Raw genomic sequence first — 17,192 nt, 5'->3', positions numbered from 1 at the left:
CTTAAGATTTACGCGGCCTGGTTGCGCGATTCGTTCATTGAAGAAAGGGTTACTGCCTGAATGGGACAGACGGCAAAGCAGGCACCGCAGCCGCTACACCGATCGGCATCCAGTAGCGGAACCGCGACGCCACCGGTCGCCAGTCTGAAGCGGATGGCCCGCTCGTCGCACACCTCGCCACAGGATCTGCAGATGACGGCATTCAGGGAGAGACAACCGGGTTGGATGGTCGCCTTGATGCGCCAGGGAGGCGCGGATGAGTCCGCGTCCCGACACAGTGCCCCGGTTTTACAGATGTCCACGCACGCTGCACAGAAATCGCAGCCGCCACGGACAAACTCCATCTGCGGAAGCCTGCCGCGACCGGCGAGGATCAGCGCATCGGGACAGGCGGTGATGCAATCCCCGCAGCTGTTGCATCGATCGACGAAATCCACCTCAGTCAGTGCCCAGGGAGGTCGAAAAGGGATCGCTTCCCCTTCCAAGTCCCCACTCAACAGTTGCGCACGACTGACGTTATGTTTCATAAGCTGAAGCTTGAGATAATAATTACCCACTTAATTTAAGGGGCTTTATAGACCTGCCCCCCGAGACTATCGTTGACCTATATCAAGTTTTCCTGGCACCCTCCGGTATTGTTGACCTACATCAACAAATTCCTTTTATGGGAAAATAAGTGATTCTTCATATGCCTGGAAATATGCCTTCGATACCTTCGCCAGCTATGCGAAAATTACCCGCTTGGTTTACCTGAACGACTGGTGACATGACCGATCCGCAAACCCCCGACACCGCCACGCGGTTTGAACCGCTGCAGCCACCGCTTCCCGCCCGGCAAGATGAACGTATCCAGTGGGGACGTCTCTATGGCATGAGTGATGCCCTGGCGATCTCCGCCGCCGCAAAGGCCTTTTCCGGCGTCACCATGGTGGTCGCCGATGACGCCCAGGCGGCGGCGAAACTGGAGGACGGATTGCGGTTTTTCCTTCTCGACGCCGCCATTCCCGTGTTTGGTTTCCCCGACTGGGAAACCCTGCCTTACGATATCTTCTCGCCGCTGCCCGAACTGGTCTCCCAGAGGCTGCTGACGCTCTACCAGCTGGAGCGGATGAACCGGGGGGTATTGATCGTTCCGGTTAGTACGCTGCTGCAACGACTGCCACCGAAGGGCTACCTGCAGGCCAACACCCTGATGCTGAAACCGGGAGATACCCTGTCGCTGGAGCAGATGCGGCGTCAGTTCGAACAGGCCGGTTACCGCTCTGTGTCACAGGTGGTGGAGCATGGGGAATACACCATTCGCGGTTCGCTCCTGGACATCTACCCCATGGGCAGCGGCATCCCCTACCGGATTGATCTTTTTGATGAGGAGGTGGAGAGCATCCGGACCTTCGATCCGGAAACCCAGCTCACCCTGCAGCATGTGGACGCCATCGAGATGCTGCCGGCGCGTGAGTATCCGCTGGATGAGGCCGGGATTACCCATTTTCGTCAGGCTTACCGCAACACCTTCGAAGGCGACCCGCAACGCAGCCTCATCTACAGGGAGGTATCCAACGGCAACACGCCGGGCGGACTGGAGTACTACCTGCCGCTCTTCTTTGAGCAGACGGCCACCCTGTTCGACTTTTTGCCCGACCAGTTGCTGACCATTCGCAGTGCGCAGACCCGGGATTACGCCGCGCAGTTTCTGCAGCAGGTCCAGACCCGTTACGAGCAGCGCAGATATGACCCGGAACGCCCCCTGCTGGCACCCGAACGGCTCTATCTGGACAGCGATCACCTGCTGGCAAACCTGAACCGGGGGATGTCGATCTCGCTGCAGCGGACAGAAATCGAGACCCGCAACAAGGGCTACAGCGACTTCTACAACTTTGCCACCCGCGCCCCCGAGCCGCTCAGTTTTCAGGCACGGGCCGAACGCCCCGCGGCGGCGTTGCAGGCGTTCATCGCGCGTGCCCCGGGGCGAATCCTGTTTATCGCGGAGAGTGCCGGACGCCGGGAGATGCTGAAGGAGACCCTGGCCGGATACGGCATCCGCCCCAGCCCGGTGGAGGGCTGGCAGGGGTTTCTCGATGCCGATCAGCCGCTGATGCTGACCGTCGCCCCGCTGGAACAGGGGATCTGGCTGGATCACGCCGGGCTGGTGATCATCACCGAAAGCCAACTGCTGGGCGAACGGGTCCGCCAGGAACGGCGCCGCAAGTCCAGGCAACGCGATGCCGACCAGATTGTCCGCAACCTGACGGAGTTGCATATCGGTGCACCCGTGGTCCATGAAGACCACGGCGTGGGCCGCTATCTTGGTCTGCAGGTGCTGGAGGTGGGTGGCATGACCACCGAGTTCCTGGCCCTGGAATATGCCCGGGGCGACAAGCTCTATGTCCCGGTCTCGTCGCTTCACCTGATCAGCCGTTATGCCGGTGCGACCCCGGAAAATGCGCCGCTGCACCGCCTCGGCGGCGACCAGTGGGAGCGGGTCAAGCGCAAGGCGGCGGAGAAGGCACGCGATGTCGCGGCGGAACTGCTGGAGATCTATGCCCGCCGGGCGGCACACCAGGGTTACGCCTTTCCCCCGCCCGGAGAGGAGTATGCGTCGTTTGCCGCCTCGTTCGAATTTGAGGAGACCCCGGATCAGCAGCAGACCATCGAATCGGTGATTGCCGACATGACATCTCCCCACCCCATGGATCGGGTGGTGTGCGGCGACGTCGGCTTCGGCAAGACCGAGGTGGCCATGCGCGCGGCCTTCATGGCGGTACAGGGGGGAAAACAGGTCGCGGTACTGGTGCCCACCACCCTGCTGGCACAACAACATTATGAGAACTTCTCCGACCGCTTCGCCGACTGGCCGATCAAGGTGGAAAGCCTCTCGCGCTTCCGCACCGCCAAACAACAGAAGTCGATCACGGACGGCCTGGCAGCCGGCCTCGTGGATATCGTGGTGGGGACCCACAAACTGCTGCAGGAGAGTATCCGCTATAAAAATCTCGGGCTGGTGGTGATCGACGAGGAGCACCGCTTTGGGGTGCGGCACAAGGAGCGACTCAAGGCGCTGCGCAGCGAGGTGGACATGCTGACCCTCACCGCCACCCCCATCCCCAGGACCCTGAACATGGCCATGTCGGGGATGCGCGATCTATCCATCATCGCCACCCCGCCGGCGGCCCGGCACCCGATCAAGACCTTTATCAGCCAATGGAATGAGGCGCTGATCGTCGAGGCGTGCCAGCGCGAGATCAAACGCGGCGGCCAGGTCTACTTCCTGCACAACGAGGTCAGCACCATCGAGAACACCGCCCACAAGCTGGAGCAGCTGCTGCCCGGCATCCGGGTGCGGGTGGCCCATGGACAGATGCGCGAGCGCCAGTTGGAAGAGGTCATGCGCGACTTCTATCACCAGCGCTTCAACATTCTGGTCTGCACCACCATTATCGAAAGCGGTATCGATGTCCCCAGCGCCAACACCATGATCATCAACCGCGCCGACAAGCTCGGCCTGGCGCAGCTGCATCAGCTGCGGGGACGGGTCGGGCGCTCCCATCACCGGGCCTACGCCTATCTGATTACACCGCCGCCGAAGACGCTTACTGCTGACGCGAAGAAACGCCTGGAAGCCATTGAATCACTTGAAGATCTAGGTGCCGGATTCACCTTGGCAACGCACGACCTCGAGATCCGCGGCGCGGGCGAATTGCTGGGCGAAGGTCAGAGCGGCCAGATACACGAGGTCGGCTTCAGCCTCTACAGCGATCTGCTGGAACGCGCCGTCAAGGCGCTCAAGGCCGGCGAACATCCCGACCTGGACCGCCCGCTGGATCACGGCGCCGAGATCGACCTGCAACTCCCGGCCCTGCTGCCGGAGGATTATCTGCCCGACGTCCATTCGCGTCTGGTACTCTATAAACGCATCGCCAGTGCCGGCTCCGATGCCGAGTTGCGTGAACTGCAGGTCGAGATGATCGACCGTTTCGGCCTGCTGCCGGAACCGACGCGGAATCTGTTCGGCATCACCGGCCTGAAGCTGAAGGCCAACCCGCTGGGCATCCGCAAGATCGAGGCCGGACCGGCCGGCGGCCGCATCCTGTTTGATGGACAACCGAAGATCGACCCGGGCCAGATCATCCGCTTGATCCAGACCCGGCCCCGGGAGTACAAGCTGGACGGCGGGGAGAAGCTGCGCTTCTTCAAGGATCTCAGCGATCAGCAGGGGCGTATCCAGCAGGTGGGGAATATCCTGGATGAGGTCTGTGGCTAAGGGCTCGCGCAAAAATAAGTTCCGGTATTCGGTCGCCACTGGACCCCGCCGCCGGCGTTACGCTTTTTGGCAAGGGAGCAGCTTTGTCCAGGGATGGACTTATGCCGCGAGGCCAAGGATGGCCGGGAGCGGCCATTGCCTGCAAAGCGTGCCTTGCCGGCATGGCCCAGTGACGCCCTCGGTATTACGAAATTATTCTTGCGCGAGCCCTAATCACAAAATACCCCTATACATTTTTTCCCGTGAAAGGGACAATTACCGGCTGTGGTGTATAAATGGTTCATCCGCACGTGCAATCTTTATGAAACTGGTCCGATACTTCGTGGCAATCGTATTGAGTCTCTCCGCCCTGGCGCACCCCGTACAGGCCGCGGAAGAGCCCCCCTGGTATGACATTGAACTGATTCTGTTCAAACAGGGCTCCTCCGGCGGCGCGGCGACGGAGATGTGGTCGGAAGACCCGGGCAGCCCGGACTGGTCGGAAACCGTGACACTGCAGCCGCCGGCGTCTGCTCCGTCACAGCCCTACACCCTGCGGCCCAGCTCGAGCCGGCGACTGGCCGCGCAGTTCGACGCCCTGCAGCGGACGCGTGGCGCCATGGAGCCACTATATCATCAGGCCTGGCGTCAACCGGTAGCCACCAGCGCGGGGGCCAAGGCCATCTACCTGGGGCCCGGCCCGCGGCACAGCGACGCGGGTCCGCTGCCCCGGTTCGAGGGCCTGATCAGGATCAGCGTCAACCGCTACCTGCATGTCGACCTGGATATCCTGTTGCGGGGCGCGAACCGCGCGCTCCCGCCGGCCAGCCCCGATGCGCTACCCAGTCCCACCCGGGGCAGTATCCGGTTTCAGGCCAGCCGGCGTATGCGCAGCGGCGAACTGCACTATATCGATCACCCCCGGCTCGGGGCGCTGATCCTGATAAGCCGGGTCGCGAAGTTGGAACCGAAAGCCGAGCCGGCCGCTGAACCCGCGCCAGGGGACGCCGACGCCCCGCCAACCGAGCCCACACCCCCGGTGACGGAAACGGCCTCCCCGGCGCCCAACTGAGTCTGGCGCCGAGCTTCCGCCCGCATGAACGGCTATTTTCTCCCGGTCGGCCTGTTGCTCGCGTTTCTCACGGCGTGGCTTGCCCCGGCGCCGGGTATGGCGCTTCAGGAGATGGGGATGATTCCCTGGATGGTGGTCACCATCTTTCTGATCAACGGCTACCAGACGGTACTGAGTCGGATGCCGCTGTCCGGAAAACTCTGGTCCACCGCGCTGATCGCCATCCTGATCAATCTGCTGATCAGCCCCTTTCTCGGACTGGCAACGGCTACACTGCTGGCACTGCCCGCCGGCGCCGCTCTCGGCCTGATCGTGACCGCAACGGTCCCGACCACCCTCTCCTCCGGGATTGTCATGACCCAGCTGGCGGAGGGCGACAGATTCAAGGCGCTGTTTCTGACCATCCTGCTCAATCTGCTCGGCGTCTTCACCATCCCGTTTTTGCTGCCGGTGGTACTGGAAAATGTCGGGAACCTCACCCACTCCCCCCCCTGGCCACTACTTCAACAACTGCTGATCATTGTCCTGATCCCCTTTGTAACGGGGATGCTGGGCCGCCGGATCATACAACTCCCGCCACGCCACTGGCTGATCCGCTATCTGCCCTCCAGTTGCGTGGTTCTTACGGTGTGGATGTCGGTCTCGGCATCCAGTGACACCCTCAGGGAGATCAGCCTGCCGCTGATCGGCAGTATGATCGCCGCGGCCCTGTTGCTGCATGGTGCACTGTTGCTGCTCTGTCTCGGTTCACGCCGGATCAACCGGCCGGAGCGCGCTGAATGGATCGCCCTGCTGTTCACCGCGTCGCAGAAAACCCTGCCGGTTGCCGTCAGCGTGCTGGCGGCACTCAATCAGCCGGTCGGGGTGGCGCTGGTGGCCTGCATCCTGTTCCATTTCCTGCAGTTGTTTGTCGACTCGATGCTGGCGGTCAGGCTTGCCCGCGCCGCGGTCCAGCCGGATCCCGTATCATGAGTGACAACCAGAGGCCCTCTCCCAGCGCCACACGGGATGGACCGCCTCCGGAACTCGCTTCCGGGCACGCTGTCCGAGCTATACAGACCAAAAATGCCCACCGGGCTTACCCTCACCAAGGATTATCAATGAAGCCAATCAAGTTGATCCCATTCACCCTGGCCCTGTTCACGGCAACCGCCACCGTTCACGCCGCCGCCGACGCCCTGCTGACCGAGGGCAGTGTCGTCGGTACGGTGAGTGGTAAATCCATCCAGCTGTCGGATATCGAGAACCGCAAGATCAATGAACTGCGCATCCAGCTCCATGACGCACTGCAGGAGGCCTTCATCCAGCACGCCGTAACCCAGCTGACCACCGATTCGACAGATTACCCGGCCGCCGCGCCCGCCGCCATCTCCGAGGAGCAGATCGAGACCTTCTATCTCAACAACAAGCTGCAGAGCCGGGGTCCCCTGGAGCAGTTGGCCCCGATGATCCGGGAATACATGGAAGGCATGGCCAAGGCCCAGCACGATATCCAGATCTATCAACGCGCGGCGATCAAGGGCGATATCACCTCGCGTCTGGTCAAGCCGAAGGAGATGCTGCTTAAGCTCGCCGTCGACAGTGCCTTTATGCGCGGGAACGACCAGGCCGGGGTGATGGTCATGGAGTTCTCCGATTACCAGTGTCCGTTCTGTAAACGGGCCCAGAGTACGGTCAAGGAGCTGATCGGACAGTATGGTGAGCGGGTCGCTTTCGGTTACCGCCACTTCCCGCTCGCCTTTCATAAGGAAGCCGATGACGCCGCCATAGCGGTCGAGTGTGCCCGCGACCAGGGGAGCTTCGAGGCGATGCACGAGGTTCTGTTCAATCAGCCGGACAACCTGTTCCGACCCGAGCTGAAAGCGATCGCCCAACGCATCAATATCAAGGACCTGGAGCGGTTCAACAGCTGCCTGGATAATGACACCTATGCCGGGCGGGTGGCCAACGACATGGCAGCCGGCCAATCCGCCGGGATCACCGGGACGCCCGGATTCATTATCGGCTACCACGACCCGGACAAGGGCACCGTGGAGGGCGAACTGCTCTCCGGCGCGCAGCCCGCCAACGTCTTCGTCGCAGCCATCGAGAAGTATCTGCAAGGCCGCTAGACGCCACTCCTTCTTTTGCAGAACCGACAAACCAAGATGCCCGGATCAACCGGGCATCTTGGCAATTGGGCCGCCGGGACTGCTGTCAATCCACATTAACCCCAACACAGCAGGCATCCTGTATGAACCGGAAAGTCGCTCCAGACGAGGTTTTCTACCGGTTTATCGGGTCCTGATAGCGTTCCCGCAGCACACTCTTTTGCACTTTGCCCATACCGTTACGTGGCAACTGGTCTACAAAATACACCGCGCCTGGTACCTGAAAGTCATCAAACGACTCCTTGAGAGTCGAGGTAATACCCTCTGCTGTGGGGCGCGGCCCGTGCTGTCGATACGCAATCACCGCAGCGACGGTGATCCCGTTAGCGCGGTCCGACAAACCGATAACGGCAGACTCCGCAACCCCAGGCATAAGATCAATGGCGGTCTCGATCGATTTCGGATATACCTCCCGGTTATCAACAGTGATGACATCCTTGAAACGACCCACGATGGTCAGGTAGCCATCACGATCATAATGCCCCACATCCCCAGTTTTGAAGTAATCGTCAGGGGTAAACTCATCCCGGGTCTTCTCCGGCATCCGCCAATAACCGGAAAAGAGATTTTCGCCTTTTACCTGGATATGGCCGATCACGTCCGCTGCCACAGGGCGTCCCTGGTCGTCGACTATGCGGGCCTGTGTTCCGGGTAACGGAAAACCGACTGTTCCGCAGCGACGCTCGCCGTTAGTCGGATTTGACACCAACATACCTCCTTCGGTCATACCGTAACGCTCGAGTATCGCGTGCCCGCTGCGTCGCCGAAACTCTTCAAACGTTGTTGGAAGCAGCGGTGCCGAGCCGGAAATAAACAGACGCATCTGTTCGCAGGTCTCAGGAGTCAGACCTGATTCATTCAATAGCGCGGCGTAGTTGGGTGGCACTCCCATAAGGACGGTTGCTTTCGGCATCAGTCGCAGGGCGCGCTTCGCATCAAATCGGGGTTCAAACAATAGTGGACTACCGTTGAGCATGGCACAATGGGTCGCCACAAATAGCCCGTGCGTATGGTAAATCGGCAGCATATGCAGAATCACATCACCCGGGACAAATTCCCAGTAGCTATGTAGCACCAGGGCATTCGATGACAGATTACGATGGGATAACATCGTTCCTTTAGAGCGGCCAGTGGTGCCGGATGTGTACATGATTGCCGCCAGGTCATCCGCTGCATTCTGGGCAGTACTGAAGGTATCCGGCTGTTTTCGAACGGCCTCTATCAGAGACCCTGTATTGTCGATCCCCAGGTCAAAGGTCCAGCTCTCTTCACTATTCCATTGCAGTTTTCTGGCATCCTCCAAAAAATCCGGACGACATATAAATACCGAAACATCGGCATCCTTCAGAAAATACTCAACTTCATCACACTGATATCCGGGATTGATGGGGACATAGGCCAATCCGGCGCGTACACAACCCAAATAGAGAAAAAGCGCTGCTGGGGACTTATCCACTTGAACAGCAACACGATCGCCTGGTTCCAAACCGCAGGCAACCAGAACGTTCGCATAGCGTGCCGACTCCTGCTCGAGCTGGCGATATGAATACTGCTCGTTATCGGGAAGAATCAAAAACGGGGTATCCGCATTCTGCGGAAAACCGCGGGAAAGTATGGCGTAAATATTCTCGTTCATTTTATTCAATTCCAATTGATTTGCATGAGGAGTGGCTTAGACCGGGGAGACGCGCTTAATTCCGTACGAATTACGCCTCATTGTCTCTTGTAGCGGTTTGAGTCGCTTATTGGCTTCAGCTTGGTAGCGCCGGACACGATCATCGTGGATCAGACGGCTGACCCTCGCCTTCTCTTCGGCATCCTCAAACTGATCCGAAAAATACCCTACAGTTTGATACTCGATGGACTCTTCGGGGTTTGCGTAGAGCAGCAGCCGGCCACGGGTAATATTGCGTACTGCCTGATTGAGCGTCGCGAACTGCCGTGTGATATCCAGTTCATTCAGCGGCACACCATTATGGAAGTAGGCCTGCATAGGCCTTGCCACGATGGAGTGCTGACGAATGAGTGAAGTGATCATTCGGATATGCATATTCTGGCCAGCCCCAATCTCTTCCAGCACCAGCGGTGCAATTAATCGGTCACTCAGCATGTAGTTTGAGCGTCGCATGAAACGGAGACGCTCCATCAACGACTGGTACGCGCTTTCCAGTCCTGTGCGGTCTGTCGGGTTGTAGGTTACCGGGACAACAACGTCGGCATTCATCAGCAGGTCGTACACGCCCTGCATGTCATCGTCGGGACTCGTTACGACACAACGCGAATCCTTGTCAGGCCCGACGGTTGCCGGGCAAAGATCGCACGCCTGGCAGGGGTGAATCTGCAGCTTGGTAACGTTGATTACAGTGGATTCAGCCTCTGATATCCGCCGTGTCAGCGCTTTCACGTACTGCAGCGCAATCTCGTCCTTATCCTGGGTCACCAGGAAAATGATTCGATGCCTTCCTAACAATTGGTGATCCTCTCCCATGAAAGACATCCGAGCGACGTTCCCCACTCGCCGGCCTACCCCCATGGCAGTCTCAATCCCAACATGATCACTCGCCATCATGCCAACGTCGCCGGCATGGCATGTCCCCCCGTATTGGGCCGTGGTACGCCAGTCATTACCCACACCGAGAAAACCAATCTCCAGCATATCCATGAGTTGGTAGATCAGTGAGGTCTCTTGGCCGCCGTTCCGCTTCGCCGCCACGGCAATACCGCCCATGATCGTTCCGCTCAGTGCCTCCTTCAGCTCGGCATCACTGCGAATGAAGTCAATGAGCTTGCTGATAAGAGAACTTCGGTCGCCAAAATATACCGGGGTGGCCAGCACGATTCCGTCCGCACGTAGCAGCGCCTCCTTCAGATCCCGTAACTTCTCCGCCCGGGGTGTAGGATAAAAAAAGCGGTTTAACTGCAGATGATCTATGTCGGCGCCGGCCTCCTTGGCACCATACAAAGCGGTAGCCAGCGCCACTTCGGTATTGCTGAATGTTTTATTTCGCTTGGTTTTCTTGCGTTCACTCTTATAGAGATTGAAACCATCACCGTCCCGGATACCGAGTTGTTTGACATGTCGGTCTACGGTATTGAGCTGATCGTCTTCACAGAAGGCTCTGCGCAACGCTGTTTCGTCTTCAGATTGATTGACAATATCAATAATTGTGCCCTTTCGCGGCTTACCGGAGATGCTGCGAGTGCTTCCCGAAATGCCAATAACGAAGGGCCTGCGATCTATTAACTCCATCTAACGCTCCTTGTGTATCCCTTGATCCACCTGATATTTTTTTGTTTGATCAGGCTTGGAAAATCAATCCTATTTTTCTGAAACCACTGGGTCAGTTGGTCGTGCCCTCCTTGAGCGAGGCATTTTCACGCTCCAGTTCCTCGATCCGTGTCTCAAACCGCTTGCATAGCTTGGATACCTCTTCCATAGGGACCATGGTAGGGATATGTCTGGGACAGTTGACATCCCACGCCTTTACCGTGAACAGGATCACCTGCTCCGCATCGGCGGGGTAGTTTTTTAACAGAAGACGATCGCTGAGCTCCGGATCGTTCTCCACCACACGGGCGGTGCCCCAAAGCTTCACGCGGCGGCTTCGGATATAGTCAATCAGAAAGAGAAAAGCGCGGGGATTTTCGTCGAGGTTGCCGGTGGTCACGTATTGCCGGTTCCCCCTGAAATCGGCGAAGCCCAGGGTATGGGGGTCCAGCACTTGCAGAAAGCCCGGCGCTCCACCCCTGTGTTGCACATAAGGTTGGCCTTCCGCCGTGGCTGTAGCCAGATAGCATGTCCTGACTTGTGAAATGAACTCAGCCAGGCTTGGAGTTATTGCTGTGGCCCAGCCCCCTTCGGCCTCCTGTTCGAGAAATTCCACACGCGAGCCCTTGCGTTTCTGCACTGCCTTGACCGACGGGGTAAATGCGATATCACTAGATGGTTGATCCTGCTTTTTAGTCATCTGAACCTCCTTATTCAACTGGCATCAGGAAGCGACCAGCCATTGCGATAATGGCAGGTCGCTCCCTGAATCGTTTAGAACTAATCAGTGACTAAAAGAAGCCCAGCGGGTTGATATCGTAGCTGACCAGCAGGTTTTTGGTCTGTTGATAATGATCCAACATCATCTTGTGATTCTCGCGGCCGATGCCGGACTTCTTGTAACCACCAAAGGCGGCATGAGCCGGATAGAGGTGGTAGCAGTTGGTCCAGACACGACCGGCCTCTATACCCCGACCCATGCGATAGGAGGTATTCATGTCGCGCGTCCAGACGCCGGCACCCAGGCCATACTGAGTGTCGTTGGCGATAGCCAGCGCCTCGGCCTCATCCTTGAAGGTAGTGACCGAGACTACCGGACCAAAGATCTCTTCCTGGAATACGCGCATCTTGTTGGAGCCCTTGAGCAGGGTCGGCTGGATGTAATACCCATCACCCAAGCCCTCTTCAACATTCTCAATACCGCCACCGATCAGCACCTCGGCACCCTCGCTCTTGCCGATCTCCATATAGCTGAGGATCTTGTCGTACTGCTGCTGGGAAGCCTGGGCACCCACCATGGTGTCGCTGTCCAGTGGATTGCCGCGTTTGATTTGCTTGGAGCGCTCAATCACCTTGGCGATGAATTCCTCGTAGATGTCTTCCTGAATCATCAGACGGGAGGGACAGGTGCAGACCTCACCCTGGTTGAAGAAGGCCAACACCGCACCCTCGATACATTTGCTGACGAATTCATCTTCCTGATCCAGCACATCATTGAAGAAGATATTAGGGGACTTGCCACCCAGTTCCACCGTGGAGGGGATGAGATTTTCGGCGGCGCATTTCAGGAGGTGTGTACCAACCGGTGTCGAACCCGTGAAGGCGAGCTTGGCGATGCGGGTGCTGTTAGCCAGCGCCTGGCCCGCTTCGCGACCGTAACCGTTAACAATGTTCAGAACGCCCGCAGGCAGCAGGTCCTCGATCACTTCGATCAGTTTCAGGATCGATACCGGTGTCTGCTCGGCCGGTTTGAGGACAATGCAGTTGCCTGCCGCCAGTGCCGGTGCGACCTTCCAGGCTGCCATCAGCAGCGGGAAGTTCCAGGGAATGATCTGCCCCACCACACCCAGCGGCTCATGGAAATGATAGGCTACCGTGCCATTGTCGATCTCACTTATCCCCCCCTCCTGGGCACGGATACAACCGGCAAAATAGCGGAAATGATCAGCGGACAGAGGAACATCAGCCGCCATGGTTTCACGTACCGCCTTGCCATTGTCCCAGGTCTCGGCAACGGCCAACATCTCAAGATTCTGCTCGATACGGTCGGCGATCTTCAGCAGCAGGTTGGAGCGTTCGGTCACCGAGGTCTTGCCCCAGGCCGCCTTGGCGGCATGGGCGGCATCCAGCGCCAGTTCAATATCCTCGACGCCGGAACGGGGAATCTCACAGAATTTCTCGCCCGTAACGGGGGTAAGGTTATCGAAATAGTCGCCTTTGACCGGTGGCACCCAGGCCCCGCCAATAAAATTCTCATACCGCGGTTTAAATGAAACAACGGCGCCCTCTTTTCCAGGTTGTGCAAATATCATACTTCCTCCTAGGGTGTTTTCGAGTAATAGTTCGGACGCTTAGGCTAACTCCACACCAAAGGGAAAACTTGACTGAAATTCCACATCACTTGACTCAGCATCCAATCCCAACGCATGCTGTCGGGTACAAAAGGGGCGTAAGACCTCTGAATTTAAGTTTAATTAAATTCCTTAAAACAGATAGGAGCGAGGAGCCGAAGATGCGTTCTGCGGAGTTGAGTGCACTCAGAAAACCACAAAGGCTGGTGGAAAACCGCGTCAGTTTCGCGGGTCCGGAGGCGGAGCTGAGCATCTATGACACTTACCAGGCCGCCTCTCGCGTGGGACTGGATGCCGATCAGCTGCTCTACTGCGGCATGATCCAGGGTCGCAAGATCATGCACGATGCCCATCACCCGGGAGAGCAGATCTTCCTGCCCCATGAGTCCTTCGTGATGGCGCCCGGCGAACATGTCGAGATCGATTTTCCCGATGCCACGTCCCAATCCCCCACCACCTGCCTGACGATAGAAATCTCCAAGGAGAAGGTGGCAAAAATCTCCGAACGCCTGAGCGATCTCAATCCGATCGAGTCCGGGCTGGAGGGATGGCAACACAGCAGCACCATACTGCACACCCACCACACCACGGCCACCCAGCACCTGTTGGCGCGCCTGGTCTCCTGTTTTACCGAAAATCACCCGGACCGTGACGTGCTGGTGGATCTCGGCGTCTCCGAGCTGATCATACGGATGCTGCGTCATCAGGAGCGCGAGTTACTGCTCAGCTACTGCCGTGATGCGCCGGATTCAAGTGGCATCACGGCGGCCCTGAACCACCTGGAAAAGCATCTTGCGGAACCGCTCGATATCGACCAACTCTCGCGCGTTGCCTGTATGAGCCGCAGCCGGTTGTATGCCGAGTTCAAGACCCAAACTGGCTGCTCTCCCAGTGAACTGCAGCAACAGCTTCGCCTGAAGCTGGCATCCCGGAGACTCAAGCGCGGTGAGCCGGTCACCCGGGTCTGCTACGATCTGGGTTTCACCAACCCCAGCCACTTCAGTCGACGCTTCCGTGACTTTTTCGGTTGCTCACCGCGGGAGTACCATAAGCGGGGCGTGGCCGGCATGCAGTGATACCGGTCATTTCTCAAGACTGGCGCTCCCCCGCCAAAGCCGCTCCCGGCCATCCCTCGGCCCTGGCTCCTCAACAATATGTTCCCGACATTGTCTGCCACCGCCATCCCTGGCGGCGTGACCTCCACGGCATTAGTTGGTGGATGCGCTGACGCTTATCCACCCTGCGTTCGACTTTTTTCGTAGGGTGGATAAGCCGGTAGGCGCATCCACCATTTGCAAGGCCGCTCCCTGGACAAAAAAAGCCCGACCGGTGACCCGGTCGGGCTTTTTTGATTGGCGTCCCCTAGGGGGTTCGAACCCCTGTTACCGCCGTGAAAGGGCGGTGTCCTAGGCCTCTAGACGAAGGGGACCTGGACTATCTCCATTGCATGACTGTGCTGGTGTCACAGTCACTCAGGCCTCCTGCCCTGTAATGTTTGGTGGAGCCAGGCGGGATCGAACCGCCGACCTCTACACTGCCAGTGTAGCGCTCTCCCAGCTGAGCTATGGCCCCGTAACAAGGCGCGCATGGTAAGGTATCCGCCAGGATTTGTCTAGTTACTGATGGCAAATCCTGGAGTTCCGTCGTCGCCTGCCGGACACCCCGGATCGCACCGGTAAACGCCCCGGATCCACAGCGACAAGGGACACCGCTGGGGGACGATTTTACCTCTTGTGAAACTATCGCTACACTTGAGCAATGAAGCGACCGGCTCGCGGGTGACCCCGCGATGGTGTGCGGATGGCGCGACTCTTTATAACCAGAGACAGCTTGTGACGGCGAATGAATACATTAATCATGCTCGTTTTACTGGTCGCCCTCGCTGCCGCCCTGTGGCGCCTGCGCCAGTTGCAGCGACATATTCAAGGGCTGCGGGACAACGCCGCAACAAGCGCGGCCGACAGCGTCCCGGCGGCCATTCCACAAGCCCGGACGGCCAACGCCCGGCACCAGGTCGACTACCTGCAATCCGTTGTCGATCATATGCCTCAGGGCATCTCGGTTTTCGATGATCAACTGCGCCTGCGCTGCTGGAATGCGGTGCTGGCGGATGTACTGGAACTGCCCCCGGAAAGCCTCTATGACGGCGTGCCGTTCGAAGATCTGATCATGTACCCCGCCAAGCGGGGAGAGTATGGACCGGGCGACCCGAAAGAGCTGGTGGCGGCACGGCGGGACCTGGCACTCAAGTTCCTGCCGCACCGTTTTGAGCGCACCCGGCCAAATGGCAGAACGCACCTGGTGGAAGGCAAGCCGATGCTGCTGAACGGCAAGGTAGTGGGTTTTGTCACCAGCTATACCGACATAACCGACCGCAAGCGTGCCGAAGAGGCGATGCAGAGCAAAAATGCCCTGCTACAGACCCTGGTGGACAACATGCCCGGCGGTATCACCGTATTCGGACCCGACCTGCGCATGATCCTGTATAACGATGAAGTATTGCAGATGCTCGATGTTTCACCGGCTTTTGCCAGCAAACATCCCCACTTCAGCGAGGTTATACGCAGTAATGCGGAGCGCGGTGAGTATGGCGATGTGGACGTGGAGAGCAAGGTGGCTGAGATGCTCCACCTGGCCCAGAACCCCACGCATCATCGGATGGAACGCACCCGACCGGACGGCACCGCCATCGAGATCCGCGGTGCCCCTATCCCCGGCGGTGGCTTCGTCACCATCTACAGTGACGTTACGGAACATAAACGGGCAGCCGAGGCGATCGAGAAACTGGCCCATGAAGATGCCCTCACCGGCCTGGCCAACCGTTACACCCTGGAGGCGCGGCTGGATCAATCGCTGGCCGATATGCAGCGCCATCACAAACAGCTGGCCCTGATCTTTATCGACATGGACAACTTCAAGGCGATCAACGACTCCCTCGGACATGCCGTGGGTGATGAGTTCCTGATCGAGATCGCCCAGCGTCTTTTGCAATGCGTGCGCGGCAACGACATCGTCGGTCGGCCCGGGGGGGATGAGTTTGTCATTGCCATCACCGATCTGGATGAGAGTACCACGGCCGCCATCCTGGCCAGCGAAATACTGCAGGCCCTGTCGTTGCCGCTGCAGCTCGGACCGCATCAGGTGGTGCCTTCCGCCTCACTGGGCATCAGCATCTTTCCCGATGACGGCAGAGAGCGGGTCACCCTGATGAAGAACGCCGACATCGCCATGTATTCCGCGAAGTCGGCCGGACGCAACTGTTTCCGTTTCTTTGATGCCCGGATGACCCAATCGGCGGAAGCGCGGCTGCGGCTGGAGGGTGAGTTGCGCCTGGCGCTGGAGAGAAAAGAGTTGGTCCTCCACTACCAGCCGCAAATCCGTGCAAGCAATGGCCGGATCATCGGCTTCGAGGCGCTGGTGCGCTGGCAGAAAGCGGATGGTGAGCTGGTGGCGCCCATGAAGTTCATTCCCCTGGCCGAGGAGACCGGACTGATCGTGCCGATCGGCCAATGGGTCCTTAGAACCGCCTGCATGACCCTGGCCGCCTGGCACACAATCGAGTGCATGCAGGAGCTCTCGGTTTCGGTCAACCTCTCCGCGCGGCAACTGAAGGACGAGACCCTCATTGATCAGGTGGATGATATCCTGACCCAGACCGGCATCCACCCGCGCCTATTGGAACTGGAGATCACCGAGAGCGTGGCTATGGAGAATCCGGTCGCCACGGTGGAGATACTGCTGGAGTTGAAGGCGCTGGGGGTGAAGCTCTCGATTGACGATTTCGGTACCGGCTACTCCTCCCTCGCCTACCTCAAGCTGTTGCCGATCGACCGGCTGAAGCTGGATCGTGCCTTTGTCATGGATATTGAGACCGATCCCAATGACGCGGCCATCTGCACCGCCACTATCGGCCTGGCGCACAATCTGGGACTTGAGGTAATCGCCGAAGGGGTGGAGAACAAGACCCAGTCGGATTACCTCTCCGCGCTTGCCTGCGACTACATGCAGGGCTACTACTTCAGCCCGCCCCTGAGCGACGCCGACGCGGCGGCATTCGCCACCACCCATGACGGAATCATCAGGAGATAGCCATTTTCAAAGCGCGGCGGCGCAC

At 58.7% G+C, this 17,192-nt stretch carries 11 protein-coding genes and 2 tRNA genes; 6 read left to right on the top strand and 7 right to left on the bottom strand.

Going from position 1 to position 17,192, the window contains the following annotated elements; all coding sequences use genetic code 11:
- Window positions 1-8 precede the first annotated feature (8 nt).
- On the bottom strand, window positions 9-527 hold the full coding sequence (napF, locus tag O9K64_RS13985; protein ID WP_275098700.1) for a ferredoxin-type protein NapF: 519 nt from the start codon (window positions 525-527) through the stop codon (window positions 9-11).
- 239 nt (window positions 528-766) lie between these two features.
- Here napF and mfd point away from each other — a divergent pair, with 239 nt between their 5' ends.
- The 4 genes from mfd (at window position 767) to O9K64_RS13965 (ending at window position 7,420) form a co-directional block, all read left to right on the top strand.
- Complete coding sequence (gene mfd, locus O9K64_RS13980) at window positions 767-4,258, top strand: transcription-repair coupling factor (RefSeq protein WP_275098699.1); 3,492 nt, start codon at window positions 767-769, stop codon at window positions 4,256-4,258.
- Window positions 4,259-4,559: 301 nt separating this feature from the next.
- The gene (locus tag O9K64_RS13975) at window positions 4,560-5,309 is read left to right on the top strand and encodes a peptidoglycan binding protein CsiV (protein WP_275098698.1); all 750 of its coding nucleotides are present in this window, start codon (window positions 4,560-4,562) and stop codon (window positions 5,307-5,309) included.
- Between the two features lie 24 nt (window positions 5,310-5,333).
- The gene (locus O9K64_RS13970; RefSeq protein ID WP_275098697.1) at window positions 5,334-6,281 is read left to right on the top strand and encodes a bile acid:sodium symporter; all 948 of its coding nucleotides are present in this window, start codon (window positions 5,334-5,336) and stop codon (window positions 6,279-6,281) included.
- 128 nt (window positions 6,282-6,409) lie between these two features.
- Window positions 6,410-7,420: a DsbA family protein gene (locus O9K64_RS13965; protein ID WP_275098696.1), complete on the top strand. Its 1,011-nt coding sequence runs from the start codon at window positions 6,410-6,412 to the stop codon at window positions 7,418-7,420.
- Window positions 7,421-7,574: 154 nt separating this feature from the next.
- On the opposite strand, the gene O9K64_RS13960 is transcribed toward O9K64_RS13965, so the two are convergent.
- The 4 genes from O9K64_RS13960 to O9K64_RS13945 form a co-directional block, all read right to left on the bottom strand.
- Entirely contained in the window at window positions 7,575-9,095 is a 1,521-nt protein-coding gene (locus O9K64_RS13960; protein WP_275098695.1) for an AMP-binding protein, read from the bottom strand.
- A gap of 36 nt (window positions 9,096-9,131) precedes the next feature.
- Window positions 9,132-10,709, bottom strand: coding sequence for an NAD(P)H-dependent oxidoreductase (locus O9K64_RS13955; RefSeq protein WP_275098694.1), 1,578 nt, complete (start codon window positions 10,707-10,709; stop codon window positions 9,132-9,134).
- A gap of 91 nt (window positions 10,710-10,800) precedes the next feature.
- On the bottom strand, window positions 10,801-11,427 hold the full coding sequence (locus O9K64_RS13950; protein WP_275098693.1) for a pyridoxamine 5'-phosphate oxidase family protein: 627 nt from the start codon (window positions 11,425-11,427) through the stop codon (window positions 10,801-10,803).
- Window positions 11,428-11,518: 91 nt separating this feature from the next.
- The gene (locus O9K64_RS13945) at window positions 11,519-13,039 is read right to left on the bottom strand and encodes an aldehyde dehydrogenase family protein (protein WP_275098692.1); all 1,521 of its coding nucleotides are present in this window, start codon (window positions 13,037-13,039) and stop codon (window positions 11,519-11,521) included.
- 200 nt (window positions 13,040-13,239) lie between these two features.
- Between O9K64_RS13945 and O9K64_RS13940 the strand changes: the two genes are divergently transcribed.
- Entirely contained in the window at window positions 13,240-14,154 is a 915-nt protein-coding gene (locus O9K64_RS13940) for an AraC family transcriptional regulator (RefSeq protein WP_275098691.1), read from the top strand.
- Window positions 14,155-14,431: 277 nt separating this feature from the next.
- On the opposite strand, the gene O9K64_RS13935 is transcribed toward O9K64_RS13940, so the two are convergent.
- Both O9K64_RS13935 and O9K64_RS13930 read right to left on the bottom strand, forming a co-directional pair.
- Window positions 14,432-14,507 (bottom strand) — tRNA-Glu (locus tag O9K64_RS13935).
- Window positions 14,508-14,574: 67 nt separating this feature from the next.
- Window positions 14,575-14,650, bottom strand: a tRNA-Ala gene (locus O9K64_RS13930).
- Between the two features lie 285 nt (window positions 14,651-14,935).
- Between O9K64_RS13930 and O9K64_RS13925 the strand changes: the two genes are divergently transcribed.
- Complete coding sequence (locus O9K64_RS13925) at window positions 14,936-17,167, top strand: putative bifunctional diguanylate cyclase/phosphodiesterase (RefSeq protein ID WP_275098690.1); 2,232 nt, start codon at window positions 14,936-14,938, stop codon at window positions 17,165-17,167.
- Window positions 17,168-17,192: the final 25 nt, after the last annotated feature.

It is taken from the genome of Sedimenticola hydrogenitrophicus, assembly GCF_029017505.1.
Classification (GTDB): Bacteria; Pseudomonadota; Gammaproteobacteria; order Chromatiales; family Chromatiaceae; genus Sedimenticola; species Sedimenticola hydrogenitrophicus_A.
The sequence above is the reverse complement of the archived record's forward strand: the minus strand, read 5'-3'. Positions and strand labels throughout refer to the sequence as shown.